This window comes from Frigoribacterium sp. AC759, assembly GCF_979256015.1.
Window position 1 is genome coordinate 20,788 of the sequence record NZ_CEEDMT010000016.1, and the last position, 26,485, is coordinate 47,272.

Sequence of the window (26,485 nt, forward strand, 5' to 3'; positions counted from 1 at the left end):
ACAATGTCGGCATGGGGACCTTCGTGCTTCGACTCCTGGCGATCGCGGCATCCGGGCTGGCCGCGACATGGCTCGCGACGGGCGCCGAACAGATCTGCCCGGCGATCTACCCAGCACCTGAATCGTGCAGAGCCGGCGCGCGCATCGCCCCCGCCACAGTCGGGACCTTCGTCATCCTCGCGTTTCTCGCCCTCACCATCGTTCTCGTCGTGCTCAAGAACGAACGTGCGATGAACGTCGTGGCGGTGACGCTCTTCGGACTGAGCTGCTCTGTCGTACCGCTCTGGACGCTCTTCGCGAGCGGGTTCGCCGCTGACGAGCGCGTCCTCATCATCGCGTCACTCGTCCTCCTCGTCGTGGCGATGACCGTCGCGACGGGGCTCGCCCTCCGAAGAGGGCGAAAGGAGCGCATCTGATGGCCCGGCACCAAGGCGACTCGTTCATCGACCGTGGCCGGAATCAGGTCGGTTCCGTCATGAAGCCGATCTTGTTCCCGTCCAGATCTCGAAGCTCGAAGAACTCGACGGCCGCTTCCACACTGGCGCGGTGACGCCAGTGGATGCGGTCTGCTTCGACCTCGACGGCACGTTGTTCGATCACCAGGGTTCGGCACGTGCAGCGGTGGTCCGCTTCCTCCACTCACTTGATGTGGTGGCGTCGGAATCGACTCTCGCGAGCTGGTTCGCCGCCGAAGAGGAGCACTACGAACGCTGGCGGTCGGGTGAGATCAGCTTTTCGGAGCAGCGCCGTCGGCGGTTGCGCTCGGTTCTACCGCCGCTCGGGGTCGACGTCCCTCCCAGTGATGTCGAGATCGACGAGTTGTTCAGCGGATACCTGCGGGCGTACGAATCGGCTTGGCGCGCATTTCCCGATGCGCTGCCCCTCCTTCGGAGCCTGCGCGAGTCCGGTCACCGCATCGGATTGCTGACGAACGGGACGGAGGCTCAGCAGCTGGCAAAGCTCCGGTGGACAGGTCTCTTCGACGCCTTCGACGTCGTCTGCACGTCGGAGCGCATCGGCTTCGCGAAGCCCGACGCGAGGGCCTTCGCAGTTCTCGCATCTGAACTGGGGGTCGAGCCGGCGGCGTGCCTCTTCGTCGGCGACGATCCGGTGAAGGACGCCGACGGAGCCAGGGCAGCGGGGATGCAGCCGCTCCTGGTCGACGACCACCGCAGCCGTGGGCTCCCGATCGGTGAGCTCGTCACGTCCTCGATCGCAGCATCCGAGGGTGCTCGATAGGAGTGCTCTGCTGAGGCGGGGCTACGGACAGGGCTGTACGGCGCTCGGTCGCACCGGGTACCGTGTGGCGCTCACCGTCGAGAGGAACCGCATGTCCGCATCGCGTCCGTCCCGCAGGAGCCGGCTCACCGTCCCGTCTCCCCGAGCTGCAGCGGCTGCCGTAGCGGCCCTCGTAGCGGGGCTCTTGGCTGCGTGCACGACGGGCGGCGACGATGCAGGGACGAGCTCCCCGCCGACGAGCTCCGCATCTGCTTCTGCGTCGGCAGGCGGTTCCGAGGCGGACACGGACGGGGCGGAAGCGGACATGGATGAGCTGCCGCTGCCTCGCGAAGACATCTCCGACTGGGCGGCCGGCGCACTCCCCGCGCCCGGTGCAGCAGAGCGGTTGGTGAATCAGAGCGGTTGGCTCAGCGACGGCACCTCGTCTCAGCTGACCGTGTCTGCACCCGAGGAGCCCGCTGGGCGATACGCGGTCGATGTGGCGTGCCTGGGCAGCGGGACGATCACGGTCCGCCTCCAGGAACCCGAGGACCCCGCGGCTCCCGGCTCCCCGGATGCCACATGCACGGACGAGACGATCAGCTTCGAATACGACAGCAGCCCGGACGCACCGCGTGTCAGTCTCGGCCTCTCCGGTGCCCCGACCGTCTACGCCGTGGCCATCGCTCCCGTCGAAGGGTGACCGCAGCTCTACGGACACGGATGCGCTACGGAATCAGTCTCGAGTCAGAACTGACGTGCTGCGACGTCCGCCCGCGTCGACGCGGCCGGCAGCTCACGGAGTCGGCCCGCGGTGACGGGGCCCCAGGGTCGGACAGGTAGTCCGCCGGACGCCTCAGGCCGTCAGGTGCTGCGTGATGCTGCCCTGCCCGTCGACGAGGGCGACGTCGGCGAGAGCGCCGTTGACCAGCGGCATCTGCGGGGGCTGATGGCCGGTGTCGAAATCGAGGATGACGGGGATGTCGACGTCTCCCAGAGCTCGTCGCACGGCATCTTCCTGAGTCAGTTCCGAGCTGCCCGGGCCGTTCGTGCGCCCGATCAAGACGCCCTCGGCGGCGTCGAACCAGCCGGCCAGCCGAAGGGATCGGAGCATGCGCAGTACGGCGACCGAGTCGGAGCCCGCGGCCTCCAGGTAGACGAGGGTTCCTTCGGGGGCGTGTTCGAGGGCGAAACGGGGCACGTCTCCGTAGGGTGTGCCCGCCAGGAGCGACACGGTCTCGAGGCATCCGCCGATGAGTCGCCCGCTCATGCTGACGTCATCTTCACCGTCGAGCGTGCGCCATCTGGTCGGGGTCTCGTACGCGCGGTCTCGATCGAGGGGCTCTTCGCTCCAGGCGGCCCAGGGGCGTGAGCGGCGACGCGGTGCGCTGCGTTGCTCGAACGAGCTCCCGGCCGGCATGCTCGCGACGTCCGTCCAGCGGTGGAATTCCGTCGGCGACTCCCATGGCTCGTCCATGAGGTTCGCACCGTGCATCGTCGCCAGCCCGGTGAGGGTGGTCAACGGCAGGAGCAGGGTGGAGATGTCCGACCAGCCGACGAACCAGGTCCGGGTCGACGCGAGGGCCGCCCAGTCGATGCCGTCGAGCAGCTCGACGGCCAGTTCACCTCCCCAGGGAGGCAGCACCGCGTCGCCGGAGCGGAACGAGTCGTGGAGGTCCATGATGCGATCGCCGGCGGAGGCGGGAACGAGTCCGCCCATGGTCGCGTGATCCCGGACGTGCACATCGAGACCCCGGTCGGTCAGCGAGGCCACCGCTGCACGGAGACGCTCGTGGTGTTCGTCGGGGACCCCCATCGAAGGAGCGGGCACTTCGATGCGTCCTCCCGCCCGGAGCGGCGTGGGGTACGTGATGCCGGCCATCCGTCGACGCTAGCAAGGCGGAGAACGGATTCGGCGTCACGGCAGGTTCCGGAGCGAGCTCACGATGGCGCGGGCTCTTCAGAGTCGGCAGCCGGCGCCCGCGCCCGCGCCCCGCCCGACGGCCGAGCGGGGAGCGGGGAGCGGGGAGCGTACGCCGATCTAGTCGCGGAGGGGCGATCCCACGACGGTGAATCGGTGACCGCCGAAGGTGCCGTCGAGCAGGGGGCGGGCTCTGGCGATCGCGTCCTGCACCTGGGGGAGGGCGAGGGAGGCGCGGTGCGCCTCCGCCGAGTCCCAGAGCTCGACGACGAAGACGGTGTCGGGCTGATCGTCGTCCACCCCGACCTCGTAGGCCCGGCATCCGGCGCCCGTGAGGCTCTCGTTGCGCTCGGTGAGGAGGGCGACGAGTTCGTCGCGCTTTCCGGGTGCGGCCCCGAGGGTGCCCACGTTCACGAAGGTCATGTCGCGAGGCTACCGCGGGCTCAGCCGGCGGCGATCTCGCGCAGCGTCGCCAGGTGGGCCGACCACGCCGTGCGGCCCTCGGCCGTGAGTTTGAGGGAGGTCCGTGGTCGCTTGCCGACGAACCCCTTCTTGACCTGCACGTAGCCGGCCGCCTCGAGCACACTGACCTGCTTGCTGAGCGTCGAGTCGCTGACCTGCACGGCATCGCGGAGGTCGGCGAAGTCGAGCTGGTCCGCTGCCGCGAGGGCCGCTGTCATCGAGAAGCGCACCGGCTGGTGCAGGGTGTCCGACAGCCGGAGGCGCGGGTGCTGCTCGCTCATCGCCGAGCCGCCTTCGCCTCGTACGTCGCCGCACCCACGGAGAGTGCGAGCAGCGCGAGGGCGAGCAGGCTCGAGGCCAGCAGCGCCTCGCCCTGGGAGGTCGAGACGACGAGCATCGCGACGAGGTAGACCGCGAAGATGACGCCCATGTAGAGGCCCCATCGTCGCCCGAACCCGTTCTTGTGCGAGCGGAGGAACGCGAGCTGGAACGCGATGATCACCGCGATCCAGACGACGAGAGCGAGCATCGCGATCAGGTAGTTCGTGCCGGAGGTGAGACCCATGGCGAGGGTGCCGAGCGACAGGGTCGACCCGAGGGCCAGCAGCACGGCGACAGCGGGCCAGCTGGCGGTCGAGGTCGCCTGGCGGCCGGTCGCATCGGCGTCGGCGAGGAGGCGGCGGGCCTCGTCGGGTGTGGGGAGGGACGTGCTGTTCGTCATGGTGCTGATCCTCTCTGGGTGGGTGTTCGTCTTCTCATCATAGAAAGTACTTTCCAATGTTGCAAGTACTTTCTTACGAGACCGCGACGCTGTCCGGCCGTGTGGTCTCCGTGAGGAACCCCTGTTTTCGCGTGAGGAACCCGTAAGGGCCGTCCGAGACGGCCGCATCCCGGTGTCTACTGACTCGCTGTGCCCACGACGGGCACCGGGTCCTGGTGGCCCGTCGATCCTTCTCTTGGAGTCGTAGTGCTCGACATCGTGTACGTGCTCGCCGTCATCGCTGTGTTCGCAGTGGTGTCCCTCGTGGCGAAGGGGGTCGAGAAGCTGTGATCGTCTTCAGCATCGGTGCGGCCGTACTGGCCGTCGCCGCGCTCGCCTACCTCGTGTACGCGCTCGTGAAGCCCGAGCGGTTCTGATGGACACCCTCTTCGGCATCCTCCAGATCCTGACCGTCGTCGTCGTCCTGGTCGTCGTGTACCGCCCCCTCGGCGACTACATGGCCCGCCTCTTCACCACCGCGAAGGACTCTCGCGTCGAACGCGGCTTCTACCGCCTGATCGGCGTCGACTCCGCCTCCGAGCAGACGTGGCCCGCCTACCTGCGCGGCGTCCTCGCCTTCTCGCTGGTCGGCGTGCTCTTCGTCTACGCGATCCAGCGCCTCCAGGCGTTCCTGCCGTACTCGCTCGGCTTCCCCGCCGTGCCCGAGGGGCTGTCCTTCAACACCGCCGCCTCCTTCGTCACGAACACCAACTGGCAGTCGTACTCGCCCGACACGACCCTCGGGTACGCGGTCCAGCTCGGCGGTCTCGCCGTCCAGAACTTCGTCTCGGCGGCCGTCGGCATCGTGGTCGCCGTGGCCGTCATCCGCGGGCTCGCCCGCGCGAAGAGCGGCACGCTCGGCAACTTCTGGGTCGACCTGACCCGCACGCTCGTCCGCCTCCTGCTTCCCCTGGCCGTCGTCGCGGCCGTCGTGCTCGTCGCGGGCGGGGTCGTCCAGAACTTCGCCGGGTTCACCGACGTCACGACCCTGACCGGGGGGACCGCGACGATCCCCGGCGGGCCGGTCGCCTCGCAGGAGGCGATCAAGATGCTCGGTACGAACGGCGGCGGCTTCTTCAACGCCAACAGCTCCCACCCCTTCGAGAACCCCGCGCCCTGGACGAGCGTGTTCGAGATCCTGATGATGCTCGTCATCCCGTTCTCGCTGCCGCGCACCTTCGGCCGCATGGTCGGCTCGACGAAGCAGGGCGTCGCGATCGCGGCGGTCATGACGACGATCTTCGCCGTCTCGCTCAGCGCCATGACCTGGTTCGAGCTCCGCGGTGCCGGCACCGCGACCCAGCTCGCCGGCGGCGCGATGGAGGGGAAGGAGGCGCGGTTCGGCATCTGGGGGTCGACCCTCTTCGGTTCCACCTCGACCCTCACCTCGACCGGTGCCGTCAACTCGATGCACGACTCGTACACGGCGCTCGGCGGCATGATGCCGATGATCAACATGATGCTCGGCGAGATCGCCCCCGGCGGCGTCGGATCGGGTCTCTACGGGATGCTCGTGCTCGCCGTCATCACGGTGTTCATCGCGGGTCTGCTCGTCGGCCGCACGCCGGAGTACCTCGGCAAGAAGATCGGGCCGCGCGAGATCAAGCTCGCCAGCCTGTACATCCTCGTCACGCCGACCATCGTGCTCGCCTTCACCGCACTGAGCTTCGCGATCCCCGCGGTGCGCGCCGACGTCGAGGCCACGTCGATCTGGAACCCCGGCCTGCACGGCTTCAGCGAGGTCCTCTACGCCTTCACCTCGGCCGCGAACAACAACGGCTCGGCCTTCGCCGGCCTCACCGCGAACACCCCCTGGTTCAACACGACCCTCGGCGTCGCCATGCTGCTCGGCCGGTTCCTGCCGATCGTGCTCGTGCTCGCCCTCGCCGGCTCCTTCGCCGCGCAGGACAGGATCCCCGCCACCGCCGGGACCCTCCCCACCCACCGCCCGCAGTTCGTGGGCCTGCTCACCGGCGTCTCCGTGATCATCACCGCGCTGACCTACTTCCCCGTCCTCGCACTGGGACCGCTCGCTGAAGGGCTGCAGTAACCATGTCCACCATCACCGACACACCCGTCACCGTCGATCACGACCAGGAGGCCGCTCCGACGGACCGCGGCAGCGCCTTCAGCGCCGCCCAGCTCGTCGCGGCGCTGCCCGGCGCCCTGCGCAAGCTGAACCCGCGCGAGATGTGGCACAACCCCGTCATGTTCATCGTCGAGGTGGGCGCCGCCTACACGACGATCCTCGCGATCGCGGGTCTGTTCACCGGCCCGCAGTCCTCGGGCGGATCGCCCGTCCCCGGCTCCTTCACCTGGGCCATCGCGATCTGGCTCTGGCTGACCGTCGTCTTCGCCAACCTCGCCGAGTCCGTCGCCGAGGGGCGCGGCAAGGCGCAGGCCGAGACCCTCAAGGCGACCCGCACCAGCACCACCGCCCAGCGCGTCCTCTCGTACGACGCGACGTCCGACGCCGGTGCCGAGCGCGCCTCCTCGGAGTCCGTGTCATCCGCCGACCTCACGCTCGGCGACACGGTCGTCGTGACCGCCGGCGAGCTGATCCCGGGCGACGGCGACATCGTCTGGGGCATCGCCAGCGTCGACGAGTCGGCGATCACGGGCGAGTCCGCCCCGGTGATCCGCGAGTCGGGCGGCGACCGCAGCGCCGTCACCGGCGGCACCCGCGTGCTGTCCGACCGGGTCGTCGTGCGCATCACGAGCAAGCCGGGCGAGACCTTCGTCGACCGGATGATCCGCCTCGTCGAGGGCGCCTCCCGACAGAAGACGCCCAACGAGATCGCGCTGAACATCCTGCTCGCGAGCCTCTCGATCGTCTTCGTCGTCGTGACCCTGACGCTGAACCCGATCGCCGGGTACAGCGACGCCTCCGTCAGCATCCCGGTGCTGATCGCCCTGCTGGTCTGCCTCATCCCGACGACGATCGGCGCGCTGCTGAGCGCGATCGGCATCGCCGGCATGGACCGCCTCGTGCAGCGCAACGTGCTCGCCATGTCGGGGCGCGCGGTCGAGGCCGCAGGCGACGTGACGACGCTGCTGCTCGACAAGACCGGCACCATCACCTACGGCAACCGGCAGGCCGCCGAGTTCACGCCCCTCGACGGCATCGCGCGGGCCGAGCTCGTCGACGCCGCGGCGCGGTCCTCCCTGGCCGACCCGACGCCCGAGGGCAAGTCGATCGTCGACCTCGCGCTGACGACGGGCTGGCTCGATGCCGGCGACCAGCAGGGGGAGATCGTGCCGTTCACCGCGCAGACCCGGATGTCGGGGCTCGATCTGCCCGACGGCACCCGGATCCGCAAGGGCGCCGGCAACTCGATCATCTCGTGGGTCGAGGAGGATCGCCGCCTCGCCTCGAGCGAGCACGACGAGCTCCAGGCCCGCATCGACGAGATCTCGAACGCCGGCGGTACACCGCTGGTGGTCGCGATGAAGACGACCACGGCCGATGCCCGTGTGCTCGGCGTGGTCTACCTGAAGGACGTCGTCAAGACCGGCCTGCGCGAGCGCTTCGCCGAGCTGCGGTCCATGGGCATCCGCACCGTGATGATCACGGGCGACAACCCGCTCACGGCCAAGGCGATCGCGGCCGAGGCCGGTGTCGACGACTACCTCGCCGAGGCCACCCCCGAGGACAAGCTCGCGCTCATCCGCCGGGAGCAGGAAGGAGGCGCGCTCGTCGCCATGACCGGCGACGGCACCAACGACGCCCCCGCGCTGGCCCAGGCCGACGTCGGCGTCGCCATGAACACCGGCACGTCGGCCGCCAAGGAGGCCGGCAACATGGTCGACCTCGACAGCGACCCGACGAAGCTGATCGACATCGTCCGGATCGGCAAGCAGCTGCTCATCACCCGCGGCGCCCTCACCACGTTCTCGATCGCCAACGACATCGCGAAGTACTTCGCGATAATCCCGGCCATGTTCGCCGGGGTGTTCCCCGGGCTCGGGCTGCTCAACCTCATGCAGCTCAGCTCGCCGGCCTCCGCGATCCTGTCGGCGATCGTCTTCAACGCGCTGGTCATCGTCGTGCTCATCCCGCTCGCCCTGCGGGGTGTGAAGTACCGCGCAGCGTCGGCCTCGTCGATCCTGTCGCGCAACCTCCTCGTCTACGGACTCGGCGGCGTCGTCGCCCCGTTCGTCGGCATCAAGCTCATCGACCTCGTCGTCAGCGTCATCCCCGGCTTCTAGCCGGCGACCGGAACCGGGAAAGAGACCATGAACACACGCACCCTCCTCCGCCAGCACGGCGTCGCCCTCCGTGCGATGCTCGTCTTCACCCTCGTGCTCGGCGTGGCCTACACGGCCGTCATCACCGGCGTCGGACAGCTCGCCCTCGGCGGCAAGGCCGACGGATCCGCCGTCGCGCTCGACGGCGAGACCGTCGGCTCGTCCCTGATCGGGCAGTCGTTCACCGACGCCGACGCGGCCGCCCTGCCGGAGTGGTTCCAGTCACGGCCTTCCGCAGCGGGCGACGGCTACGACGCCTCCGCCTCGAGCGGCAGCAACTACGGACCCGAGAACGAGGACCTCATCGCCGCGATCGACGAACGCCGTGCCGCGATCGCCGCGAGCGACGGCGTCGCCCCGGAGGACGTCCCCGTCGACGCGCTCACCGCCTCCTCGTCCGGGCTCGACCCGCACATCAGCCCGGAGTACGCGCAAATCCAGATCGAACGCGTCGCCGCGGCGCGCGATCTGCCCTTGGCGGACGTCGAGGCCCTCGTGGCGGAGCACACCCGGGGCCGCGACCTCGGCTACCTCGGCGAGCCCACGGTGAACGTGCTCGAGCTGAACACGGCCCTGGCCGCGACGTCACGCTGACGCCGTCGAGCGGAGCGGCTCCGTCGAGCGGAGCGGCTCCGTCGAGCGGGGCGATGCCGGGTGCCGCCCGGTGCCGCCCCGAAAGGCGATCCCGCCGCCTGCGACCCCGCCGACGACGACTTCGCTGCTCGGGGTGGCGGCCCTCCGGCCGCTAGTTGGTGGGGGCCACATCCCAGTGCTCGCGGATGAGTCCGCCGTCGACGCGGAACAGGTCGGCTGCGAGCAGCGGGTCGCCGGGCTTCGCGCCGACCGCCTGGGAGAAGGTCCAGACGATGTCGCCGTCGGAGAGCGAGATGACGGACTGCTGCGCCGGGAACTGCGCACCGCTGCCGAACAGTTGCTTCAGCGCTGCCGTCCCGTTCGGAGCGACCGGGTTGTGCTGCAGGTACGCGGGGTCGAAGGCCCGGTCGAGGATCGAGGCGTCCTGGTCGCGGAACAGCGTGTCGTACGCCGACACCGCGAGGATGCGGTTGCGTTCCTCCTGACGTTCCGACGGTGCGGCGGTCGGACGTGCCGGTCGGTACAGATCGCTGAACATGGTGTTCGTGTTCCCGCTCGCCGGTGTGCCGGTCGGAACGGGCTGCTCGAGCGACCAGTGCTCGACGATCCGGCCGTGCTGGAGGCGGAACAGATCGACGGCGGCGTCACCGCTCCGTTCGTCGCGGGGGTCCGACGTGATCTGCCAGTGCACCGCGACGAGGTCGCCGTCGGCGGCGACCCGCTTGATCACCGCCTGGGCACCGGGGACGCGGGTGCGGTCCGCCGCGAACCGGGCCAGGAGTCCTTCGGGCCCCGCGGCGGTCCCTGCTCCCCGGGCGACCGCGCTCGGCGAGACGAACCGAGCCGCGAGCTGCTGGGACGACCTGCTGTCGGGGTCGCTGAAGGTCTTCGTGAGGAGCATCCGTACGGTGCAGGCGTTGCGCTGTTCGGTGCGGGTGTCCGCACGGTCTGCGGCGACCGTCACGCTCGCCTCCGGTCGGTCGCCGGGAGCAGCTGCTGCCGGTGTGGCGACGCCGACTCCGGTGAGGAGGGCGACTCCGGCGAGGAGGGCGACTCCGGCGAGGAGGGCGACTCCGGCGAGGACGGCCGTGCCGCGGGCGAGGCGGGCACGACGGGCGGTGGAGATGGTGGGCACGAGTACTCCTTCGATGGTGAGCGATCGGGATCGCAGCATCGCAGAGAACTCTCCCCAGCGGAGGTACGCACTTTTTTGTAAGTTGCTTACATGGATGTCGGAATCGTGGAACCGCCCGCACCGCCCGCGCATGATCGGGGTGCCCCGGCGCGCTTCCCTGCGGCGTGTCCTTCGCGAGTCGTGCTCACACATGTCACGAGCCGGTGGGGCGTGCTCGTGCTCCTGGCGCTCGAGCAGGGTGGCATGCGGTGGGGAGAGCTCCGACGCACGATCGAGGGGATCAGCGAGAAGATGCTCGCCTCCACCTTGCGGACGCTGGAGCACGACGGGATCGTGAACCGGGTCGCCCAGCCCACGATCCCGCCCCGGGTGGATTACTCGCTCACCGAGAGCGGCGCCGAACTGGCCGCGCGACTCGTCCCCCTCATGGACTGGATCGTCGAGCACGCCGACACGATCGTCGATCGATCCTCCGTCGACTGACACCCGTCGCCTCCGATCTCTATCCGATCAGGGCCTCGGACTCCGACCACAGGCGCCGGGCCGCGTCGGGGTCGAGGGCGTGACGCACGACGCCGTGGATCCCGTCGACGATGTCGTCGACGACGTCCGCCGGGCCGCAGTCCTCCCAGTACGCCGGGGCGCCGACACCGAGCTCCGCTCGAGTGGCGACGAACACCGACGTCGCGGCGCCCTGCTCGACCGTCTTGACGCCGTCGGAGTAGCGGACCTTCATCTCGGCCAGAACCGCGGGGTCCCAGTGGCGTTGCAGCCCGGTCCAGATCCCCCCGGGCATCACCGCCGCGGCCGTTATGCCGTCGTCGCGCCACCTGCGCGTGGCCTCGATGCCGAAGAGCACGTTCGCCGTCTTGGACTGCCCGTAGGCCAGCCCCGAGTCGTACGGGGTGCGGCGGAAGTGCATGTCGTCGAAGCGGATCCCGCTCGCACCGTGGCCGCTCGACGACAAGGAGACGATGCGCGCTCCGTCGGCGCTGGCCAGCGGCCCGTGAAGACCAGTCGCCAGGGCGAAGTGCCCGAGGTGGTTGACGCCGAAGTGCCATTCGTGCCCCCTGGCGGTGCGCCGCTCGGGGACGTGCATGACGCCGGCGTTGGCCACCAGCAGGTGCAGAGGCCCCGACCAGGCCCCGGACAACCGCTTCACGGAGTCGAGGTCGGCGAGATCGAGCTCCAGCACGCGGAGGTCCGCTGCGGGGTTCCGTGCCCTGATCTCGTCGGCCGTGCTCCGGCCGGCCTCGACATCACGGACCGCGAGGACGACCGTGGCACCGGCCTCGGCGAGAGCCCGCACCGTCTCGACGCCGATGCCCGAGCTGGCGCCGGTGACCAGGGCGTTCCGCCCGTGCAGATCGATCCCCTCGATCACGTCGTGGGCGGTCGAGGACTCCCCGAACCTCGGGGTGTCCGGGTCGGCCGGGTCGACGGTCATGCGAGTCGAGTCGCGGTGATGCCGCCGTCGACGTCGACGGTGCTGCCGTGCACGAACACCGCCTCGTCCGAGACGAGCCAGCGCACCGCGAAGGCGACGTCGACGGGGCGGACGGGTCGGCCCGCGACGGTGCCCGCCGTCATCGCCGCGAGGACGTCGGCGCTCTCGGCGTTGCCGGGTGTGCTCGTCGCGCCGGGGGCCACGGTCGTGACGCCCACGCCGGAGGGTCCGAACTCGGCCGACCAGGTGCGGGTCATCTGCTCGAGGGCGGCCTTCGAGGCGGTGTAGGCGGCGCCGAAGGGGACCCCGACGCGAGACATCCACGAGCCGATGTTGACGATCGCACCTCCGCCGCGCGCGACCATCGCGGGGGCGAGGGCGGCGACGAGGATGTGCGGCGCACGGACGTTGACCGCCAGCACGGCGTCGAGATCGGCGTCGGCGAGGTCGGCGGTGGGGCCCGCGGGGTAGATGCCGGCGTTGTTGACGATGACGTCGACGCGCCCGCCGAGAGCGGACTCGGCTTCTGCGGCGATGCGGCGCACCTCCGACGCGCTTCCGCCGAGGTCGCCGACGACGGCGTGGGCGCGCCCGCCCGCATCGGTGATGACGCGCACGACGGCGTCGGCGCGGTCGGCATCGCGCCCGTTCACGACGACCTCGGCTCCGGAGGCGGCGAGCACGCGGGCGATCGCCTCGCCGATGCCGCTGGTCGAGCCGGTGACCAGGGCGGTCCTGCCGGCGAGGCGGGAATCGACGGCCAGGGTCTGCAGTTCTTCTTCATTGGACTTCATGGTCCATTACTAGCACACGAATGGACTGAATGGTCCAAGAGAGTAGGATCGCCGAGTGGACGAGACGAAGCTCACCGAGCGCGGCAGGGCGACCCGGCAACGGATCATCGAGGCGACGGGGGAGCAGATCCTTGCATCGGGCATCGGCGGGACGACCCTCGACACCGTCCGGGCCGCGACGCTGACGAGCAAGAGTCAGCTGTTCCACTACTTCCCCGGCGGCAAAGCCGAGCTGGTGCGCGAGGTCGCGGCGTGGGAGGGCGCCCAGCTGCTCGAAGCGCAGCAGCCGCACATCGACGACCTCGGCTCGTGGCAGTCGTGGATCGCCTGGCGGCAGGCCCTCGTCGACTACTACCTCGGCCTCGGTCGATGGGCGTGTCCGATCGGATCACTCGCGACGCAGGCGGCCATGACCGACCCCGAGCTCGAACGGGTCATCGCCGAGAGCATGGGCGCGTGGCGCGACCTGCTCGCCGCGGGAGTCCGCAAGATGCAGTCGACGGGTGACGTCGACGCGGACGCCGACCCCGACCGCATCGCCATGGTGATCCTCGCCGCGGTGCAGGGCGGTCTCGTGATGAGTCAGCCGCTGCGCTCGTCCTGGCCGCTCGAGGCGGCACTCGACTCGGCGCTCGACCCGCTGCACCACGTGCGCGTCTGACCTCCGGATCGGCCCGTCCGTCCGGTCGTCCTGCTGCGGCGCGGACGGTCGGGGGATCGCCGCCGAGACGCGTTCACAGCGTCATGCCGAGCACCCTGCGCACGGCGACGGGTCCGCCGTGGTCGTCCTCTCGTCGAGTCATCCCGATCTTCTGCGCGACCCTCTCGGAGGCGGTGTTGTCGGGATGGATGATCGCGACGAGTTCGGTGGCGTCGAGCTCGACACGGGCGAAGTCCCGGCAGGCGGCTGCCGCCTCCGTCGCGTAGCCCCGTCCTTGAAGCGTCGCGCGCACGTGGTAGCCGACTTCGAGCATCGGGGCGCCGTTGACGTCCTGCCAGGTCAGCCCGCAGTCGCCGACGAACAGCCCTGCATGCGTCTCGACGATCCAGAGACCGAAGCCGTGCGCGGCGTAGTTGTCCTCGTTCCAGGCGATCCATCGCGCGGCATCGTCACGACTCTTCGGCGCGGGGTAGAACTCCATGACCCTCGGGTCGCCGAGCAGATCAGCCATGTCGTCGAGGTCGGCTCGGGTCATCTCGCGGAATCGGAGCCGCGTGGAGGGGGCGGGAAGCATCCCCGCACCGTATCCCGCGCGGCGACGCTGTCGCGGTGGCCGGAGCTGACCGGACCTGCAGGAGGCGCGGTCCGGGTTCTCCGGGCCCGCGCCTCCTGGTCGATCGTCAGCTCGACACGACGGTCGTCGCCGACGCCTTCAGGCTCAGACGAGGCTCAGCAGCATCGTGTCCGAGTCGCCGTTCCGCCCGACGACCCGGAATCCCGCCCGCTCGTACAGACGTCGTGCGCCGTTGCCGTCCTCGACGCTCAGGCTGATGCCGGGGAGGCCCCGGGCCGACGCCAGGACGATCAGCTCCGAGAGCAGGTCGCGCCCGAGGCCCTGGCCACGGAATCCCTGGAAGGTCGTCAGGCTCAGCTCCGGAGTGTCGGCATCGACGAATCCGTAGCCGGGGTCGTCCTCCGGCAGGAAGACGACCCAGCCGACGGCCCGTGCGATGTCCCCGTCGAAGTCGACGAGCCCGAAGTCGCCTTCTGCGGGGAAGCCCGTGTAGTAATGCGCGATCTCGTGGGTGGCGTCCAGGTCGTCGACGGTGAACCGGGTCGTGTTCCAGTTCATGTTCGCGAGGGTCGCCTCCCGGAGGAGCGCCCGGTCGGCGAGCGTGAGAGGTCGGCGGGTCATTCCTCGACGGTACGCCGGGGGTCAGCCCCGGCGGAGCAGACGGGCGGGAGGCGCGTCGGAGTCCACGATGGCGCCCGCCACCCAGGTCCCCGCGACGGCGCCCATCAGCGACGCGCCGTCGAACGCCGACACCGGGTTGCGGTGCCGCAGCGCCGACGCGTCGACCGTGAACGGCGTCTCGGGTGCGAAGGCGACGAGGTCCGCCGCCCCGCCGACGGTGATCGAGCCCTTCGAGGCAGCAACCGCACTGAGCCCGACGAGCGCGGCCGTCCCCGACGACATCCAGCCGACCACCGTCTCGAGCGCGATGCCCCGGGCCCGAGCACCCGTCCACACCGCCCGGAAGCTCACCTCGAGGCCGGCGATGCCGCCCCAGGCGAGGTCGAACGAGCCGTCGCCGGCGAACTTCAACGCCGCCGTCGAGGGGGAGTGGTCGGATGCGACGATGTCGATCGCGCCGTCGGTCAGCGCCTCCCAGAGCAGTTCGCGGTTGTGCTCGTCGCGGATCGGCGGGCAGCACTTGTACTGCGTCTCGCCGTCGCCGATCGAGCCCGCGTCGAAGGTCAGGTAGTGCGGGCACGTCTCGACCGTCAATCGCAGACCCTCGGCCTTGGCCGCCCGGATCGCCGGCAGCGCCGACGCCGACGACAGGTGCAGCACGTGCGCCCGGCCACCGGTCTCGCGCAGCGCCTCGATCACGTGGTCGATGGCGGTCTGCTCGACCGCCTCGGGGCGCGACCGGACGAAGTCGTCGTACACCGCGCCTCCTGCGGTGATCTCGAGCGAGGCCGCGGCGGCGTCGAGCTGCCCAGGGTCCTCTGCGTGGACGATCAGCAGACCGTCGAAGGCCGTCAGCTCGCGCAGGGCCTCGAACAGCTGCGATGTCGACAGGTGAGGGAACTCGTCGACGCCCGACGGAGAGAGGAACGCCTTGAAGCCGAACACCCCGGCCTCGTGCAGCGCTCGCAGATCGCCGGTGCCGAGGTTCGACGGGATGACGCCGCCCCAGAAGCCGACGTCGACGACCGACTGCGCGGCAGCGGCGGCACGCTTCAGATCGAGCGCCTCGACCGTCACCGTCGGCGGGATGCTGTTCAGCGGCATGTCGACGATCGTCGTCACGCCGCCGGCCGCGGCGGCGCGGGTGGCGGACGCGAAACCCTCCCACTCGGTGCGACCGGGCTCGTTGACGTGCACGTGGGTGTCGACCATGCCGGGCAGCAGCACCTGATCGGGCGGCAGCAGACGGTCGTCGTCGACGCCGGTCGTGGTGAAGGGCGCATCGACGGGACCGATCGCGGCGACGACGCCGTCGCGCACGGCCACCGCGGCAGCCCGCCAAGCGCCGTCGACGAGCACCCGCTCGGCGCGCAGCACGAGATCGAAGGGAGCGGAGGCGAGCGGCTCAGGCACGGGTGCCCTCCGCGGTCGGGGCGACCCGTGCCTCCTCGGCGGCGGTCCCGGGCGAGGCGGTCCCGGGCGCGGCGGTCTCGGCGGCCGCAGCGGCCTCCGCCTCCTCCGCCTCGAGCTCCTTGCGGCGCTTCCGCAGCAGGTGCCCGGCGAGGGCGACCAGCAGCGTCAGCCCGCCGGCCGCGCCCATGCCGATGCCGATGTGCACCTGCAGCAGCAGGGCCCCGACCCCCGCGCCGATCAGGATCATCAGCACCGCGAGCACCCGCCGCGGGAAGTTCTTGCCCGTGCCGCCGGCCAGCTTCGACTCCGACGCGAGACCCACGATGGTCGACGTGACGACGACGGTGGTGACGTCGGCGACCGCGAGCTTGCGTGCCGCCGCGGCCTGCAGACCCATGGCCGCACCGAGCAGCCCGGTGATGGTGAACGCCCACGGCGACCCCTCGACCGGCAGCACGACGAAGCACGACACCCCGAGGCCGAGCAGCACCGTGCCGGTCACCGAGAACGCGATCGTGCTGCGACCCGACCAGCCCGCGCGAGCCGAGCGCAGCATCGCCCCGCCGATCGCCGCGCCGATCATGAACGCGACGAGCGCGACGATCGGGCCCACGATCGGCAGCCCGTCGGCCTGCGCGATCGCCATGCCGAGGATGACCACGTTGCCGGTCATGTTCGCCGTGAACACGCGGTCGAGACCGAGGTAGCCGACGGCGTCGATGATGCCCGTCGTGAACGTCAGCGCGAGCATCATGAACAGGTGCATGCGCGCCTGATCGGCACGGAACTTCTTCACGGGGGTCCTTTCGTCACGGCACGGTGGTCCGATTCTTCCAGCCGAGGAGGCGCGGGTCGGCATGATCCGCCCGTCGCGCGGGTCGGACGCCGGGCTCGAGCCCTGTGGGGGGATCAGCCGGCGCGGTACTCGTGCGCCCAGCCGCCGGGCCCGAGCGACCACTCCCGGCGCCGGCTCGCGGTGTCGGGCGCGCTGACCCAGAAGGTGAGGCGGGTCGGGCGGACGACGAAGCCCGTCCAGCCCGCCGGCTGCTCGAAGCCATCGGCGTGCTCGCGCTCGAAGGCGTCCCAGCGTCGGCGGCGCTCGTCGAGGGGGAGGGCCGCGAACTCGTGCGAGTTCAGCCAGGCGAGCTGCTGCAGGTAGGGCGAGCGGGCCGCGTAGGCGCCGGCGAGGGCTGCGTCGTCGGCGGTCTCGGCGCGACCCCGCACCACCAGCTGCCGGGTGAATCCGGGCCAGAGCACGGTCATCGCCACCAGTGGTCTGGCCGTGATCTGCTCGACCTTGCGACTCGCCGCGTCGGTGTGGAACGCGAAGCCGTCACGGTCGAACGAGCTGAGCAGCACGGTGCGGGCGTCCGGTGCGCCGTCGACGTCGACCGTCGAGAGGGTCACCTGCGGGCGCTCGGGGTCGTCGTTCGGCGGCAGCCACTCGGCGGCGAGCTCCCAGGCCTCGGCGGGCAGCGGGTGGCTCGCGGTGCCGGTCACGCGCCGAAGCCGACGGGCCCGGGCGCCGGCAGGTGGCGGAACCGCGCGATCTCGGCGAGCGACGCGACACCCTTGCGCAGCGCCGTCTCGTAGAGCTCGGCGCCCCACTCGGCTGTCGCCCCGCTCGCGTCGCCGACCACGCCGGCCGGCCCGAAGTCGTCGCTCAGCCAGCCGAAGTGCACCGGCCCGCCGTTGAACTTCACGTAGTCGAGGTCGATCATGTGGTCGGGGATCCACCGGGCGGCCTGCGTCATGTCGACCAGGTCGGGCCGCAGGTGCAGGATCATCGACGTCTCGCTGTGCCCGCCGTGCACGCCGAAGCCGTGCTCGTCGGGCCCGTTGACGCCGTCGCCGGGCGCCATGCCGGTGCCCATCAGGAAGGTCCGCAGCCCGAACCGGCGCCGCAGCTCGCGCAGGGCGACCTGCAGCAGCGCGATGTTGCCGCCGTGCCCGTTGTAGAAGACGAGGGTGCGCGCCGGGGTCGCGGCGACGGACCGGCCGATGTCGACCACGGTCTGCAGCAGCGTCTCGGCGGTCAGCCACATCGTGCCCGGCGCCCAGTGGTGCTCGTCCGACTTCGTGTAGGCGAGCGACGGCAGCAGCCAGACGTCCTGCCCGCCTGCCGCCGCCTCCTCGACCACGGCTCGGCCGATCATGTCGGCCATCAGCCAGTCGGTGGCGAGCGGCAGATGCGGCCCGTGGTGCTCGATCGCGCCCGTCGGCAGCACGATGATGCTGTCCTCGGTCAGCGCGGCCGCCGCCGCCGGCCCGCTCAGCTCGATCAGGTCGCGCGAGCGCCGACCGGGGGCCGAGGAGGCGCGGGTGACGTCGTCGAGGCGGCTCACGAGACCTTCACCCCCGTGTCGATGCCGAGGCGTCCGGTGGGCACGGCATGCCCGCCCTTCACGCCGGTGTCGGGTCCGCCGACAGTCGCCGGGTCGACGAGCTTGCCCGGGTTGAGCAGCCCCTCGGGGTCGGTGGACGCCGCCAGCTCGCGGGTGCGCGCCGGCTCGAAGTCGACGAACCACTGGTGCGGGTTGTGATAGCCGACGCCGAGCGCCTTGAGCTTCGCGAAGCCCGCGTAGACGTCGGCGGCGGTCGTGTAGACGCCGGCCAGCATGCCGATCGGGCGACCGTGCTGCGACTCGATGTGCAGCATCCCGCCCTCGTAGACGGCGTGCACCTCGTCGATGCGGTCGACCAGGGCGTCACCCGAGACCTCGACGTGGAAGTACCGGTCGGGGTAGGCCTTCTGCAGCCACTCGATCGGGTGGTTGTACGACATCATGCTGATCTTCATCGAGGTCTGCGCGCCCTCGCGGACGTCCTCGACGCGGCCCCCCGCCTCCTCGACCATCCGCGTGGCGAGCTCGACCGTGGCGACGTCGAGGATGGCACGGAGGCTCACCCGCCCGGCCGGGATGCCGGGGTCGGCGGGCAGGGCGTCGGCCAGGGTCGGCAGATCGGCGCTGACCAGCCGCGGCGTGGGCTCGAGGTCGGCGAACGGACGGATCAGGCTCAGAGCCTGCTCGAACGTGTCGAAGCTGGCGAAGAAGCCGCGCCAGTCCTGCAACGGCTCGAGCCGGACGGTGGCGCGCGCGATGATGCCGGCCGTGCCGTAGTTGTGGACGTAGGGCTGGGCGTCGTCGCCCTCGACGTGCACGAGTCGCGCCTCGCGGGACGCGTGCACGACGTCGAGCGCCGTGACGAAGCCCGAGCTGTTCGACCCGTGCTTGATCGACCCGGTGCCGCCCGAGCCGCCCGACAGGAACCCGCCGAGCGACGACTGCGCCGTCGACGGATACATCAGGATCTGCTGACCCGTCTTGTTCGCGGCCTGCTCGAGGGCGACCATCGTCGCACCCGCCTCGGCGGTGATGACGCCGTCGCCGACCTCGACGATCGCCTTGGCGCGCGTCATGTCGAGCACGAGCCCGCCCGACATCGGGATCGCCTGGCCGTAGTTGCCGGTGCCCTTGCCTCGCGGGGTGACGGGCACGCCGTGACGCACCGCCGCGGCGACGACCTCGGCGATCTGCTCGGCGCTCGCCGGGTAGGCGACCAGGTCGGCGAGACCGAGCGGCAGCTGCTCGCTGATCACGGGCGAGAGCCGCGAGCCGTCGAGCGACGCCTTCTCGCGGGCGGCGAGTTCGACCGAGACTCCGCGCTCGCCGAGCAGGGTGCGGAGCTCGCCCTCGAGGGCGACCAGCGCCTCCTGGGCTGCCGGGGGACGGATGTCGTTCATGGTGCGTCCTGTCTGAAGAAGGAGGGGAGGGGGCCCGGCTCGCACCGGGCCCCCGGGTGATCAGAAGCCGAGGCTGATCGAGTCGTCCAGGAACTCGTTCGTGTACAGGTCGGACGGCACCAGGCCCTCCTTCAGCGTCGAGCCCTGCTTCTCGAAGATCTCGGTGTCGAGGTCGATGACCGTCTGCATGCGCTCCTCGTCCATGTCGCCGACGTAGCCGTTGTCGCCGTCGGTCGCGATCTTCAGCTCCTTCATCTTGTCGACGGCGTACGCGGCGACGTCCTCGTCGTAGACCCAGCCGGTGTCGTACTGGTCGACCAGGTCGACGATCTTCTCGTTCGTCGCGTCGGGCGAGGCGAAGTAGTCGACGTCGGCCTGCTGCAGCACGGGCACGAGCTTCTCGAGGCAGGGGCTGAGCTCCTCGAGGTCGCCGGTGCGCACCGACATCGCCTCGGGGTAGATGGGGTAGCCGGTGTCGTTGATCAGCTGGTAGTCGAGCGGCTTGCCCCAGGCCGAGACCTGGTTCTCGTAGACGAACGGCTCGGCCGTCGCGAAGCCCTGCTGCGCGTCCTTGCCCTGCGCGACGACGAACTTCGCCGGGGTGCCGTCGTAGCTGCCGTCGGCGACCGACTCGGGGAGGATCCCGTTGCCGACCAGGTAGTCCATGTACGCGGCGCCGCCGAAGTAGCGGACGACCCCGCCGTCGGCCTCGAGCTCGGTGCCGAGCTCCTCGATGGTCGACACGTCGGGGTAGGTCTCCGGGTCCCACATGATCATCTGCGGCGAGATGTCGTTCTCGGCGAAGACGGCGGTGGTGGGCAGGTCGGCCGAGTTCTGCACGGCGACGTCGGTGGTGACGTAGCCCATCGTGATCTCGTCGTCCTGGTACATCTGCGACGGCACGGTGTTGAAGCCGATGGCGGGGCCGCCGGCGCGGATCTCGACCTTGACGCCGGTGGGCTCGCCGCCGATCACGAGATCGCTCGAGACCGACTTCTGGTCGGCGTCGACGGTGTAGTCGTCGCCGAGCAGCTGGTACGCGTGGCCGTGCTCGGCCTCGGGGTTCCAGTCGGTCTGGATCACGACGGTCGCCGGGCAGACGCCCGAGAGGTCGACGGCCGAGCCGGCGGCGGCCTGCGGGGCGGCGTCGTCGCTCGAGCCGCTCGAGCAGGCGGAGAGCGCGGCGGCGGTGACGACGACGAGGCCGAGCGCGGTGAGGGTGCGGGAGGTGCGGGGCATGGGGTCTCCTGTCGGGGGTGGAGCAGGGGATGGTGCGGGGCTGTGTGCGGGAGGTGCGGAGGGAGGAGGAGGAGGGAAGCCGAGGAGGCGCGGGTCAGTTCGCGCTGTACCAGCGCCCGATCGCGACGCGGCGGAGCCAGCCGAAGGCGACGAACACGACCACGCCGAGCACGCTGGCGACGACGATGGCGGCGAACATCTCGGCGCCGTTGAGGCGCTGGTTCATCACCGAGATGAGCACGCCGAGGCCGCCGTCGCCGCGCTGGAAGAACTGGTCGGCGACGATGGCGCCGATCACCGAGAGCCCGGCCGAGTTGCGGAGTCCGATGAAGATCGACGGCAGCGCGGCGGGGAACCTCAGCTTGGTCAGCAGGGTGAGACGCGAGGCGCCCTGCAGCTGGAAGAGCTCGCGCTGGCCCTTGTCGACCGACTGCAGGCCGAACAGCGTGTTCGACACCATGGGGAACAGCGCGAACATGACCGTGACGATGATCCGCGACGGCATCTCGTAGCCGAAGAGCGAGCCGATCAGGGGCACGAGCGCGAGGATCGGGATGCACTGCAGCACGACCGCGTAGGGGAACAGCGCGCTCTCGATCCAGCTGGCCTGCACCATCAACACGGCCCAGGCCATGCCGATCACGATGGCGATCGCGAGGCCGATGACGGCGATCAGGGTCGTGTTGCCGAGCGCCTCGAGCAGGTCGGGTCGGAAGTCGCCGTCGAAGAGCAGCGCCTCGACGACCAGGTGCGGGTACGGCACCAGGAACGGCAGACCGCGCACCTGGTCGTAGTACGCGGCGACCCCGTAGCCGACGCCGATCAGCGCGAAGAAGACGACGATCGGCAGCACGATGTCGCGGACGCGCGTCGCCCGGGGCGACGCCTGGCGACGCGGCGGCTTCGGCCCCGAGAGGCGGGTGGCCGTCGTGGCGGCGGGCTCGGTGCGCGAGACGCGGGTGTCGACGGCCATCAGTTGTGCCCTTCTCGGAGTGCGTGGCTGACCTCGCCGACCAGTTCGGCGAACTCGGCGGTGAAGCGGATCTCGGGGTCGCGGGGCATCGGGAACGGCACGTCGAACTCGCCGACGATGCGACCGGGGCGGCCCGACATCACGACGACCCTCGTCGAGAGGTAGACGGCCTCCGACACCGAGTGGGTGATGAACAGGCCCGCGAAGCGCTTCTCGACGAACAGCCGCAGCAGCTCGTCGTTCAGACGCTCGCGTGTGATCTCGTCGAGGGCGCCGAACGGCTCGTCGAAGAGGAACAGCTCGGGGTCGAGGGTGAGCGAGCGGGCCAGCGACGCGCGCATCCTCATGCCGCCCGAGAGCTCCTTCGGCAGGTTCGACTCGAACCCCGAGAGGCCGACGAGGTCGATCGACTCCTGCGCGGCCGCCCGACGCGTCGCCTTGGGCGCCCCGTTCAGCTCGGCGAGCAGCTCGACGTTGTCGCGGACGCTCCGCCAGGGCAGCAGCGTGGCGTCCTGGAAGACGTAGCCGATGCGGTCGGTGTCGACCTCGGCGCTGCCGTGCGACGCCTGCTCCAGACCCGACGCGATGCGGAGCAGCGTGGACTTGCCGCAGCCCGACGGGCCGACGACGGTGACGAACTCGCCCCGGTCGACGGTGAGGTCGACGTCCTGCAGGGCGACGGTGCCGTTGGCGAACCGCATGGCGACGTCGCGGAAGTCGAGCAGCGTGTCGACCCGGGTCGACGTCGGCGGGGCGACGGGAGGGCTGGCGATGGTCATGATCGGGTCACCGGGTCTCTGCGAGGGTCGGGCGGGGCGAGGAGGGAGACGTCGGGGGTGCCGCCGACGTCGCGGCGGGCGACGTCGCGCTCGCCGACGTCGTGGTGGACGCCGTCGCGAGCGCCGCCGCGGGGTCGGCGACCTCGCGGGTGACGCGGCTCTCGGCGACGAGGCGACCGGCGTGCACGACGTACCGGTCGGCCGGGGCGTTCGCGACGACGTCGGCCAGCGACGTCGCGCGGACGGCGAGCAGCTCGGCCCGCGCCCCGGCCGTGACTCCCGCCGGGGGCAGCGCCATGACCGATCGGGCCGAGTCGCTGACGGCGGCGTAGGCCTCGTCGATCGTCAGGTGGCCGGCGGTGACGAGCAGCATGGCCGTCTCGAGGGCGTCGCTGCGGCCGAGCGGGTTGAACGGGTCGCGCACGTTGTCGGCCCCGGCCGCGAGTCGGACGCCCGCGTCGAGCAGCGGCCGCAGCGCGGTGAGCCCCCGGGGCGTCGCGACGGGCTGGTCCCAGCCCTGCAGGTACAAGTTCGTGATCGGGTTCGCGATGATGCCGATGTCGGCCGCCAGCACGGCGGCGACGATGTCGTCGCGCTGGGCGACGGGCATCGACCCGAGACGGCTGCAGTGCCCGGCCGAGACGCTCGTCGTCCAGCCGACGACCCGTCGGGCGAACTCGTCGAGGGTGACGGCCCCGTCGAGGCTCTCGTCGGTGTGCAGGTCGACGCCGACTCCGCGGCGCTCGGCGATGTCGAGGAGGCGGTGGAGATCCCCATGGGGATCCCTCGCCAGGTGGGGCGCGCCTCCTACGAGGTCCACCCCGAGATCGAGCACGGCCTCGACGTCGGAGTCGGGGGAGTCCTGCGAGGCGAGGGCGACGATCTCGACGTCCATCAGCCCGCGGAGCTCGTCGCGCACCCGCACGAGCGCCTCGGCCCCGCGGGTCGGCCCGTCGCCGAGCAGCACGTCGACGTGGGTGCGCACGGCCGTGGTGCCCTGGGCGAGCATCGCGAGCAGCTGGCGTCGGGCGCGATCGGCGATGTCGTCGACCGTCATCGTGGCCGCGTACACGCGCCACGAGGCGATCGCGAGCTCGAGGTCGCCCATCGGCGGGCGGATCGCGTCGAACGAGAGGGCCTTGTCGAGGTGCGCGTGCGGCTCGGCGGGCGCCGTGAGCAGCACGTGGCCGGCGAGGTCGAGGGTCTCCGACTCGGGGGCCGCGGGCGCCGTGCCCGCCGCGACCACCGCCTCCACGGTGTCGCCCTCGATGAGCACGTCGACCACGTCGCCGCTCGGCAGCGTGGCGTTCCGCAGCAGGGCGAGCTGGCGGGGGAGTCGGGTCACGGAGGGCCTCTCGGGTCGGGCTGGCGATCAGGTGGTCGACAGGGCAGAATGTTGATGGCGTCAACATGCGTCAATCTAAGGAGTGCTCGTTTCCGACAGATGACGCGACCGTTTCGCCGTGTAAATTGCTCGGATCGAGCACCGGACCCCGTGGTAGACCTCGTCAGACCACCCGACCCAGGAGGCCCCCGTCACGTCCCTCGACGCCCCCGTCGATCAGCAGGCCCTGGCGGTCGGCGGTCGGATCCGCGCCCTCCGCCGCGCTCGCGGGCTGACCCTCGTGCAGCTCGCCGCCGAGGCTCAGCTGTCGCACCCGTTCCTCAGCCAGCTCGAGCGCGGGCTCGCGAGGCCGAGCATGGTGTCGCTCGAGCGCATCGCCCGGGCGCTCGGGTCGAGCCAGGTCGAGATCCTCGCCGCGGTCGACGACCGACGCGCCGCCGACGGGCCGGTCGTGGGCTTCGTGGGTGCCGCCGACGGGTCGACCGGGCGCTACGGACAGGCCGCCGCGCGCCTCCTGACCCCGTCCGACCGGCCGTTCCGGGTGATGGAGATGTCGGGGGCGAACCTCGATCCCGGCGACTTCTTCGTGCACGCCGAAGACGAGTTCGTGCACGTGGTCGCCGGGCGGCTGCGGGTCGACCTCGATGCCGAGGGCGCGCGGGTTCTGGCCGCGGGCGACTCGCTGTACTACGGCGGCGGCACCCGCCACCGCTGGAGCGCCGTCGGTGACGACGGCTACACGCTGTTCGTCGTCAAGCAGAGACCGGAGCCCGTGTGACCGCCCCGACCCGACTTCCCGAGACCGCGCTCGACGCGGTCGTCACCGCCCGCACCGCCGCGGCCGACGCCGTCGACCTGTTCGAGTTCGCCGCGCTCGACGGCTCGCCCCTGCCCCGCTGGCAGCCCGGCGCCCACATCGACGTGGCCCTGCCGACGGGCGAGGTGCGGCAGTACTCGCTCTGCGGCGACCCGGACGTCGACGGGTGGCGCATCGGCGTGCTGCGCGAGACCGACGGACGAGGAGGCTCGGCCTGGCTGCACGAGAATCTGGCCGTCGGCGACACGGTCCGCCTCGCGGGCCCCCGCAACCACTTCGAGTTCGAGCCCCGTCGCGGCACGTCGTACGTCTTCGTCGCCGGCGGCATCGGCATCACCCCGGTGTCGGCGATGGCGCGGGCCGCGGCGGCGGCCGGGGTCGACTACGTGCTGCACTACGCCGGGCGGTCGCGCTCGACGATGGCGCTGATCGACGAGCTCGTCGCGCTGCACGGCGACCGGCTGCGGCTGCACGTCGCCGACGAGGGCGACCGGCTCGACGTCGACGGTCTGTTCGCGTCGATGGCCCCGTTCACGACGACGTACTGCTGCGGGCCCGAGCGGCTCGTCGAGGCGGTCGAGACCGCGGGGGCCGGGCGGCAGGTCGTCGTCGAGCGCTTCGAGGCCAAGGCCGTCGGCGAGCCGGTGCGGCACGAGTCGTTCGAGGTCGAGCTGGCGGAGTCGGGGCTGACCGTCACGGTGCCGCCCGACCGCTCGGTGCTCGACGTGGTGGAGGAGGCCGGCGTGCTCGTGCTGTCGAGCTGCCGCGAGGGCACCTGCGGAACCTGCGAGACCACCGTGCTCGAGGGGGAGGTCGACCACCGCGACTCGATCCTCACACCCGACGAGCAGGCCGCCGGCGACCGCATGTTCGTCTGCGTCTCGCGCGCCGCCTGCGCCCGCCTCGTGCTCGACCTGTAGCGGCGCGCCGCCGCCCCAGCCCCGCCAGCGCCCGCCGGCCTCCGCGCGCCCCCGCCAGCCTCGGCCGAAAACCGCGTTCGCGAAGATGAACCGCGATACATCGCAGTTCATCTTCGCGAACGCGGTTCTTCGGTGCGGCGGCGGCGGACCCGCCGCGGGCAGCCAGGGGGATAACCCCCGCGCGGGTCTGGGTGCGGGCGTCATAGGGCCGCGCGGCACGCGTCGCGAGGATCGTAGGCATGGAAGATCACGCCGCCCCCACCACGCCCACCACCACCCGCCGCCGTCTGCGCGCCGGGGCGCTCGCCGCCCTCGGAGTCGCCGGCATCGCCGCCCTGACCGGCTGCTCGTCGATGGTCAGCGCCGCCGAGGAGGCCCTCGGCAGCGAGCAGGTGCAGCAGCGCCACTACGACGCCTACGCCGATGCTCCGAGCTCGCGCACCTCCGACGACGTCGCCTGGTTCATGCCCGACTGGGTGCCCGCTGACGCCCGGGACATCGACGTGCGTCTCGACACCGAGCAGCCCGGTTACGAGCTGTCGTTCACCTCGGCGGAGGGTGTCGACCTCGACGCCTGCGAGCCCGTCGACGGCGATCTCGGCGGACCGGCGATGCCGACCGAGACGCTGCCGCAGTCCCTCCCGACGACCGGTCTCGTGTCGTGCGGCGACGGTCGCGTGACCGCCACCGTCGACGACCGCTGGGCCAGCTGGACGACCCTCGAGGCCGTGCCCGGCGATGACGGCGCAGCAGCGTCAGCTGCGTGTCGTCGAGGCGCGTGATGTCGGTGTCGCCGAGCAGCACCCGCCCCGAGGTCGC

32 protein-coding genes are annotated in these 26,485 nt (G+C 71.1%); 13 read left to right on the top strand and 19 right to left on the bottom strand.

The window, feature by feature from the left end; genetic code table 11:
• The first annotated feature begins 11 nt into the window (after window positions 1-11).
• From ACZ6JE_RS11310 to ACZ6JE_RS11320, 3 genes are all read left to right on the top strand, one after another.
• A complete protein-coding gene (locus tag ACZ6JE_RS11310; RefSeq protein WP_464318993.1) occupies window positions 12-416 on the top strand; it encodes a hypothetical protein in 405 nt (134 codons plus the stop codon).
• Window positions 417-546: 130 nt separating this feature from the next.
• On the top strand, window positions 547-1,239 hold the full coding sequence (locus tag ACZ6JE_RS11315; RefSeq protein ID WP_464318994.1) for an HAD family hydrolase: 693 nt from the start codon (window positions 547-549) through the stop codon (window positions 1,237-1,239).
• A 304-nt stretch (window positions 1,240-1,543) separates the two neighbouring features.
• Window positions 1,544-1,921, top strand: coding sequence for a hypothetical protein (locus ACZ6JE_RS11320; RefSeq protein WP_464318995.1), 378 nt, complete (start codon window positions 1,544-1,546; stop codon window positions 1,919-1,921).
• Between the two features lie 153 nt (window positions 1,922-2,074).
• Here ACZ6JE_RS11320 and ACZ6JE_RS11325 read toward each other — a convergent pair whose 3' ends face one another.
• The 4 genes from ACZ6JE_RS11325 to ACZ6JE_RS11340 all read right to left on the bottom strand — a co-directional run bounded on the left by ACZ6JE_RS11325 (window position 2,075) and on the right by ACZ6JE_RS11340 (window position 4,322).
• Window positions 2,075-3,100 (bottom strand): S66 family peptidase, encoded by a 1,026-nt coding sequence (locus tag ACZ6JE_RS11325; protein WP_464318996.1) that lies wholly within the window; start codon window positions 3,098-3,100, stop codon window positions 2,075-2,077.
• A gap of 159 nt (window positions 3,101-3,259) precedes the next feature.
• Window positions 3,260-3,562: a putative quinol monooxygenase gene (locus tag ACZ6JE_RS11330; protein ID WP_320478375.1), complete on the bottom strand. Its 303-nt coding sequence runs from the start codon at window positions 3,560-3,562 to the stop codon at window positions 3,260-3,262.
• A 20-nt stretch (window positions 3,563-3,582) separates the two neighbouring features.
• On the bottom strand, window positions 3,583-3,882 hold the full coding sequence (locus tag ACZ6JE_RS11335) for a winged helix-turn-helix domain-containing protein (RefSeq protein WP_464318997.1): 300 nt from the start codon (window positions 3,880-3,882) through the stop codon (window positions 3,583-3,585).
• Window positions 3,879-4,322, bottom strand: a complete 444-nt coding sequence (locus tag ACZ6JE_RS11340; protein WP_192059382.1) for a chemotaxis protein CheY — start codon at window positions 4,320-4,322, stop codon at window positions 3,879-3,881. The genes ACZ6JE_RS11335 and ACZ6JE_RS11340 overlap by 4 nt, the downstream gene beginning before the upstream one ends.
• Before the next feature lie 189 nt (window positions 4,323-4,511).
• Between ACZ6JE_RS11340 and ACZ6JE_RS11345 the strand changes: the two genes are divergently transcribed.
• From ACZ6JE_RS11345 to kdpC, 5 genes are read left to right on the top strand one after another with little or no spacing between them, the layout of a single operon-like run.
• Window positions 4,512-4,652, top strand: a complete 141-nt coding sequence (locus ACZ6JE_RS11345; RefSeq protein WP_192059384.1) for a hypothetical protein — start codon at window positions 4,512-4,514, stop codon at window positions 4,650-4,652.
• On the top strand, window positions 4,649-4,738 hold the full coding sequence (gene kdpF / locus ACZ6JE_RS11350; RefSeq protein WP_071257733.1) for a K(+)-transporting ATPase subunit F: 90 nt from the start codon (window positions 4,649-4,651) through the stop codon (window positions 4,736-4,738). The genes ACZ6JE_RS11345 and kdpF overlap by 4 nt, the downstream gene beginning before the upstream one ends.
• Window positions 4,738-6,411, top strand: coding sequence for a potassium-transporting ATPase subunit KdpA (gene kdpA, locus ACZ6JE_RS11355; RefSeq protein WP_464318998.1), 1,674 nt, complete (start codon window positions 4,738-4,740; stop codon window positions 6,409-6,411). The genes kdpF and kdpA overlap by 1 nt, the downstream gene beginning before the upstream one ends.
• 2 nt (window positions 6,412-6,413) lie before the next feature.
• Window positions 6,414-8,570 (top strand): potassium-transporting ATPase subunit KdpB, encoded by a 2,157-nt coding sequence (kdpB, locus tag ACZ6JE_RS11360; RefSeq protein ID WP_464318999.1) that lies wholly within the window; start codon window positions 6,414-6,416, stop codon window positions 8,568-8,570.
• A 27-nt stretch (window positions 8,571-8,597) separates the two neighbouring features.
• Window positions 8,598-9,203: a potassium-transporting ATPase subunit KdpC gene (gene kdpC, locus ACZ6JE_RS11365; protein WP_464319000.1), complete on the top strand. Its 606-nt coding sequence runs from the start codon at window positions 8,598-8,600 to the stop codon at window positions 9,201-9,203.
• A gap of 151 nt (window positions 9,204-9,354) precedes the next feature.
• Here the strand turns inward: kdpC and ACZ6JE_RS11370 are convergent, their stop codons facing one another.
• Window positions 9,355-10,338, bottom strand: a complete 984-nt coding sequence (locus ACZ6JE_RS11370; protein WP_464319001.1) for a nuclear transport factor 2 family protein — start codon at window positions 10,336-10,338, stop codon at window positions 9,355-9,357.
• Between the two features lie 90 nt (window positions 10,339-10,428).
• Between ACZ6JE_RS11370 and ACZ6JE_RS11375 the strand changes: the two genes are divergently transcribed.
• On the top strand, window positions 10,429-10,821 hold the full coding sequence (locus tag ACZ6JE_RS11375; protein WP_374231391.1) for a winged helix-turn-helix transcriptional regulator: 393 nt from the start codon (window positions 10,429-10,431) through the stop codon (window positions 10,819-10,821).
• 19 nt (window positions 10,822-10,840) lie between these two features.
• Here ACZ6JE_RS11375 and ACZ6JE_RS11380 read toward each other — a convergent pair whose 3' ends face one another.
• Window positions 10,841-11,785, bottom strand: a complete 945-nt coding sequence (locus ACZ6JE_RS11380; protein ID WP_192059395.1) for an SDR family NAD(P)-dependent oxidoreductase — start codon at window positions 11,783-11,785, stop codon at window positions 10,841-10,843.
• A complete protein-coding gene (locus tag ACZ6JE_RS11385) occupies window positions 11,782-12,579 on the bottom strand; it encodes an SDR family NAD(P)-dependent oxidoreductase (RefSeq protein WP_192059397.1) in 798 nt (265 codons plus the stop codon). The genes ACZ6JE_RS11380 and ACZ6JE_RS11385 overlap by 4 nt, the downstream gene beginning before the upstream one ends.
• 55 nt (window positions 12,580-12,634) lie before the next feature.
• Between ACZ6JE_RS11385 and ACZ6JE_RS11390 the strand changes: the two genes are divergently transcribed.
• Window positions 12,635-13,240, top strand: a complete 606-nt coding sequence (locus tag ACZ6JE_RS11390; protein ID WP_192059399.1) for a TetR/AcrR family transcriptional regulator — start codon at window positions 12,635-12,637, stop codon at window positions 13,238-13,240.
• Window positions 13,241-13,313: 73 nt separating this feature from the next.
• Here the strand turns inward: ACZ6JE_RS11390 and ACZ6JE_RS11395 are convergent, their stop codons facing one another.
• The 12 genes from ACZ6JE_RS11395 to ACZ6JE_RS11450 all read right to left on the bottom strand — a co-directional run bounded on the left by ACZ6JE_RS11395 (window position 13,314) and on the right by ACZ6JE_RS11450 (window position 24,242).
• Entirely contained in the window at window positions 13,314-13,814 is a 501-nt protein-coding gene (locus ACZ6JE_RS11395; protein WP_464319002.1) for a GNAT family N-acetyltransferase, read from the bottom strand.
• Window positions 13,815-13,958: 144 nt separating this feature from the next.
• Complete coding sequence (locus tag ACZ6JE_RS11400) at window positions 13,959-14,435, bottom strand: N-acetyltransferase family protein (protein ID WP_464319003.1); 477 nt, start codon at window positions 14,433-14,435, stop codon at window positions 13,959-13,961.
• A gap of 21 nt (window positions 14,436-14,456) precedes the next feature.
• A complete protein-coding gene (gene allB / locus ACZ6JE_RS11405; RefSeq protein WP_464319004.1) occupies window positions 14,457-15,848 on the bottom strand; it encodes an allantoinase AllB in 1,392 nt (463 codons plus the stop codon).
• Window positions 15,841-16,644, bottom strand: a complete 804-nt coding sequence (locus ACZ6JE_RS11410; RefSeq protein WP_464319005.1) for a YoaK family protein — start codon at window positions 16,642-16,644, stop codon at window positions 15,841-15,843. Before ACZ6JE_RS11410 ends, allB begins: the two co-directional genes overlap by 8 nt.
• A 113-nt stretch (window positions 16,645-16,757) precedes the next feature.
• Window positions 16,758-17,348 (bottom strand): pyridoxamine 5'-phosphate oxidase family protein, encoded by a 591-nt coding sequence (locus ACZ6JE_RS11415; protein ID WP_320479618.1) that lies wholly within the window; start codon window positions 17,346-17,348, stop codon window positions 16,758-16,760.
• Window positions 17,345-18,193, bottom strand: a complete 849-nt coding sequence (locus ACZ6JE_RS11420) for a creatininase family protein (RefSeq protein WP_192059410.1) — start codon at window positions 18,191-18,193, stop codon at window positions 17,345-17,347. The genes ACZ6JE_RS11415 and ACZ6JE_RS11420 overlap by 4 nt, the downstream gene beginning before the upstream one ends.
• Complete coding sequence (locus ACZ6JE_RS11425; protein WP_464319006.1) at window positions 18,190-19,593, bottom strand: FAD-binding oxidoreductase; 1,404 nt, start codon at window positions 19,591-19,593, stop codon at window positions 18,190-18,192. The genes ACZ6JE_RS11420 and ACZ6JE_RS11425 overlap by 4 nt, the downstream gene beginning before the upstream one ends.
• Before the next feature lie 60 nt (window positions 19,594-19,653).
• Window positions 19,654-20,832 carry a substrate-binding domain-containing protein gene (locus ACZ6JE_RS11430; RefSeq protein ID WP_192059413.1) on the bottom strand — a complete coding sequence of 393 codons (1,179 nt, stop codon included), beginning with the start codon at window positions 20,830-20,832 and terminating at the stop codon, window positions 19,654-19,656.
• A gap of 94 nt (window positions 20,833-20,926) precedes the next feature.
• Window positions 20,927-21,805 (bottom strand): ABC transporter permease, encoded by an 879-nt coding sequence (locus tag ACZ6JE_RS11435; protein ID WP_192059415.1) that lies wholly within the window; start codon window positions 21,803-21,805, stop codon window positions 20,927-20,929.
• The gene (locus ACZ6JE_RS11440; protein ID WP_320478363.1) at window positions 21,805-22,584 is read right to left on the bottom strand and encodes an ABC transporter ATP-binding protein; all 780 of its coding nucleotides are present in this window, start codon (window positions 22,582-22,584) and stop codon (window positions 21,805-21,807) included. Before ACZ6JE_RS11440 ends, ACZ6JE_RS11435 begins: the two co-directional genes overlap by 1 nt.
• Window positions 22,585-22,591: 7 nt before the next feature.
• Window positions 22,592-23,929, bottom strand: coding sequence for an amidohydrolase family protein (locus ACZ6JE_RS11445; RefSeq protein ID WP_464319007.1), 1,338 nt, complete (start codon window positions 23,927-23,929; stop codon window positions 22,592-22,594).
• Window positions 23,930-24,092: 163 nt separating this feature from the next.
• Window positions 24,093-24,242, bottom strand: a complete 150-nt coding sequence (locus ACZ6JE_RS11450) for a hypothetical protein (RefSeq protein ID WP_464319010.1) — start codon at window positions 24,240-24,242, stop codon at window positions 24,093-24,095.
• On the opposite strand from ACZ6JE_RS11450, the gene ACZ6JE_RS11455 reads away from it, so the two are divergent.
• The 3 genes from ACZ6JE_RS11455 (at window position 24,210) to ACZ6JE_RS11465 (ending at window position 26,448) form a co-directional block, all read left to right on the top strand.
• Complete coding sequence (locus tag ACZ6JE_RS11455) at window positions 24,210-24,707, top strand: cupin domain-containing protein (RefSeq protein WP_197981782.1); 498 nt, start codon at window positions 24,210-24,212, stop codon at window positions 24,705-24,707. The two genes, ACZ6JE_RS11450 and ACZ6JE_RS11455, sit on opposite strands and share 33 nt — an antisense overlap.
• On the top strand, window positions 24,704-25,666 hold the full coding sequence (locus tag ACZ6JE_RS11460; protein ID WP_464319008.1) for a PDR/VanB family oxidoreductase: 963 nt from the start codon (window positions 24,704-24,706) through the stop codon (window positions 25,664-25,666). Before ACZ6JE_RS11455 ends, ACZ6JE_RS11460 begins: the two co-directional genes overlap by 4 nt.
• Window positions 25,667-25,905: 239 nt before the next feature.
• Window positions 25,906-26,448: a hypothetical protein gene (locus ACZ6JE_RS11465; RefSeq protein ID WP_464319009.1), complete on the top strand. Its 543-nt coding sequence runs from the start codon at window positions 25,906-25,908 to the stop codon at window positions 26,446-26,448.
• Window positions 26,449-26,485: the final 37 nt, after the last annotated feature.

Coding starts and splice junctions, on each gene's coding strand:
- ACZ6JE_RS11325 (WP_464318996.1), bottom strand. CDS start 3,100: ATGGCCGGCATCACGTACCCCACGCCGCTCCGGGCGGGAGGACGCATC.
- ACZ6JE_RS11465 (WP_464319009.1), top strand. CDS start 25,906: ATGGAAGATCACGCCGCCCCCACCACGCCCACCACCACCCGCCGCCGT.
- ACZ6JE_RS11385 (WP_192059397.1), bottom strand. CDS start 12,579: ATGAAGTCCAATGAAGAAGAACTGCAGACCCTGGCCGTCGATTCCCGC.
- ACZ6JE_RS11310 (WP_464318993.1), top strand. CDS start 12: ATGGGGACCTTCGTGCTTCGACTCCTGGCGATCGCGGCATCCGGGCTG.
- ACZ6JE_RS11400 (WP_464319003.1), bottom strand. CDS start 14,435: ATGACCCGCCGACCTCTCACGCTCGCCGACCGGGCGCTCCTCCGGGAG.
- ACZ6JE_RS11435 (WP_192059415.1), bottom strand. CDS start 21,805: ATGGCCGTCGACACCCGCGTCTCGCGCACCGAGCCCGCCGCCACGACG.
- ACZ6JE_RS11335 (WP_464318997.1), bottom strand. CDS start 3,882: ATGAGCGAGCAGCACCCGCGCCTCCGGCTGTCGGACACCCTGCACCAG.
- ACZ6JE_RS11375 (WP_374231391.1), top strand. CDS start 10,429: ATGGATGTCGGAATCGTGGAACCGCCCGCACCGCCCGCGCATGATCGG.
- kdpC (WP_464319000.1), top strand. CDS start 8,598: ATGAACACACGCACCCTCCTCCGCCAGCACGGCGTCGCCCTCCGTGCG.
- ACZ6JE_RS11440 (WP_320478363.1), bottom strand. CDS start 22,584: ATGACCATCGCCAGCCCTCCCGTCGCCCCGCCGACGTCGACCCGGGTC.
- kdpA (WP_464318998.1), top strand. CDS start 4,738: ATGGACACCCTCTTCGGCATCCTCCAGATCCTGACCGTCGTCGTCGTC.
- ACZ6JE_RS11330 (WP_320478375.1), bottom strand. CDS start 3,562: ATGACCTTCGTGAACGTGGGCACCCTCGGGGCCGCACCCGGAAAGCGC.
- ACZ6JE_RS11320 (WP_464318995.1), top strand. CDS start 1,544: ATGGATGAGCTGCCGCTGCCTCGCGAAGACATCTCCGACTGGGCGGCC.
- kdpB (WP_464318999.1), top strand. CDS start 6,414: ATGTCCACCATCACCGACACACCCGTCACCGTCGATCACGACCAGGAG.
- ACZ6JE_RS11395 (WP_464319002.1), bottom strand. CDS start 13,814: ATGCTTCCCGCCCCCTCCACGCGGCTCCGATTCCGCGAGATGACCCGA.
- ACZ6JE_RS11380 (WP_192059395.1), bottom strand. CDS start 11,785: ATGACCGTCGACCCGGCCGACCCGGACACCCCGAGGTTCGGGGAGTCC.
- ACZ6JE_RS11430 (WP_192059413.1), bottom strand. CDS start 20,832: ATGCCCCGCACCTCCCGCACCCTCACCGCGCTCGGCCTCGTCGTCGTC.
- ACZ6JE_RS11340 (WP_192059382.1), bottom strand. CDS start 4,322: ATGACGAACAGCACGTCCCTCCCCACACCCGACGAGGCCCGCCGCCTC.
- ACZ6JE_RS11425 (WP_464319006.1), bottom strand. CDS start 19,593: ATGAACGACATCCGTCCCCCGGCAGCCCAGGAGGCGCTGGTCGCCCTC.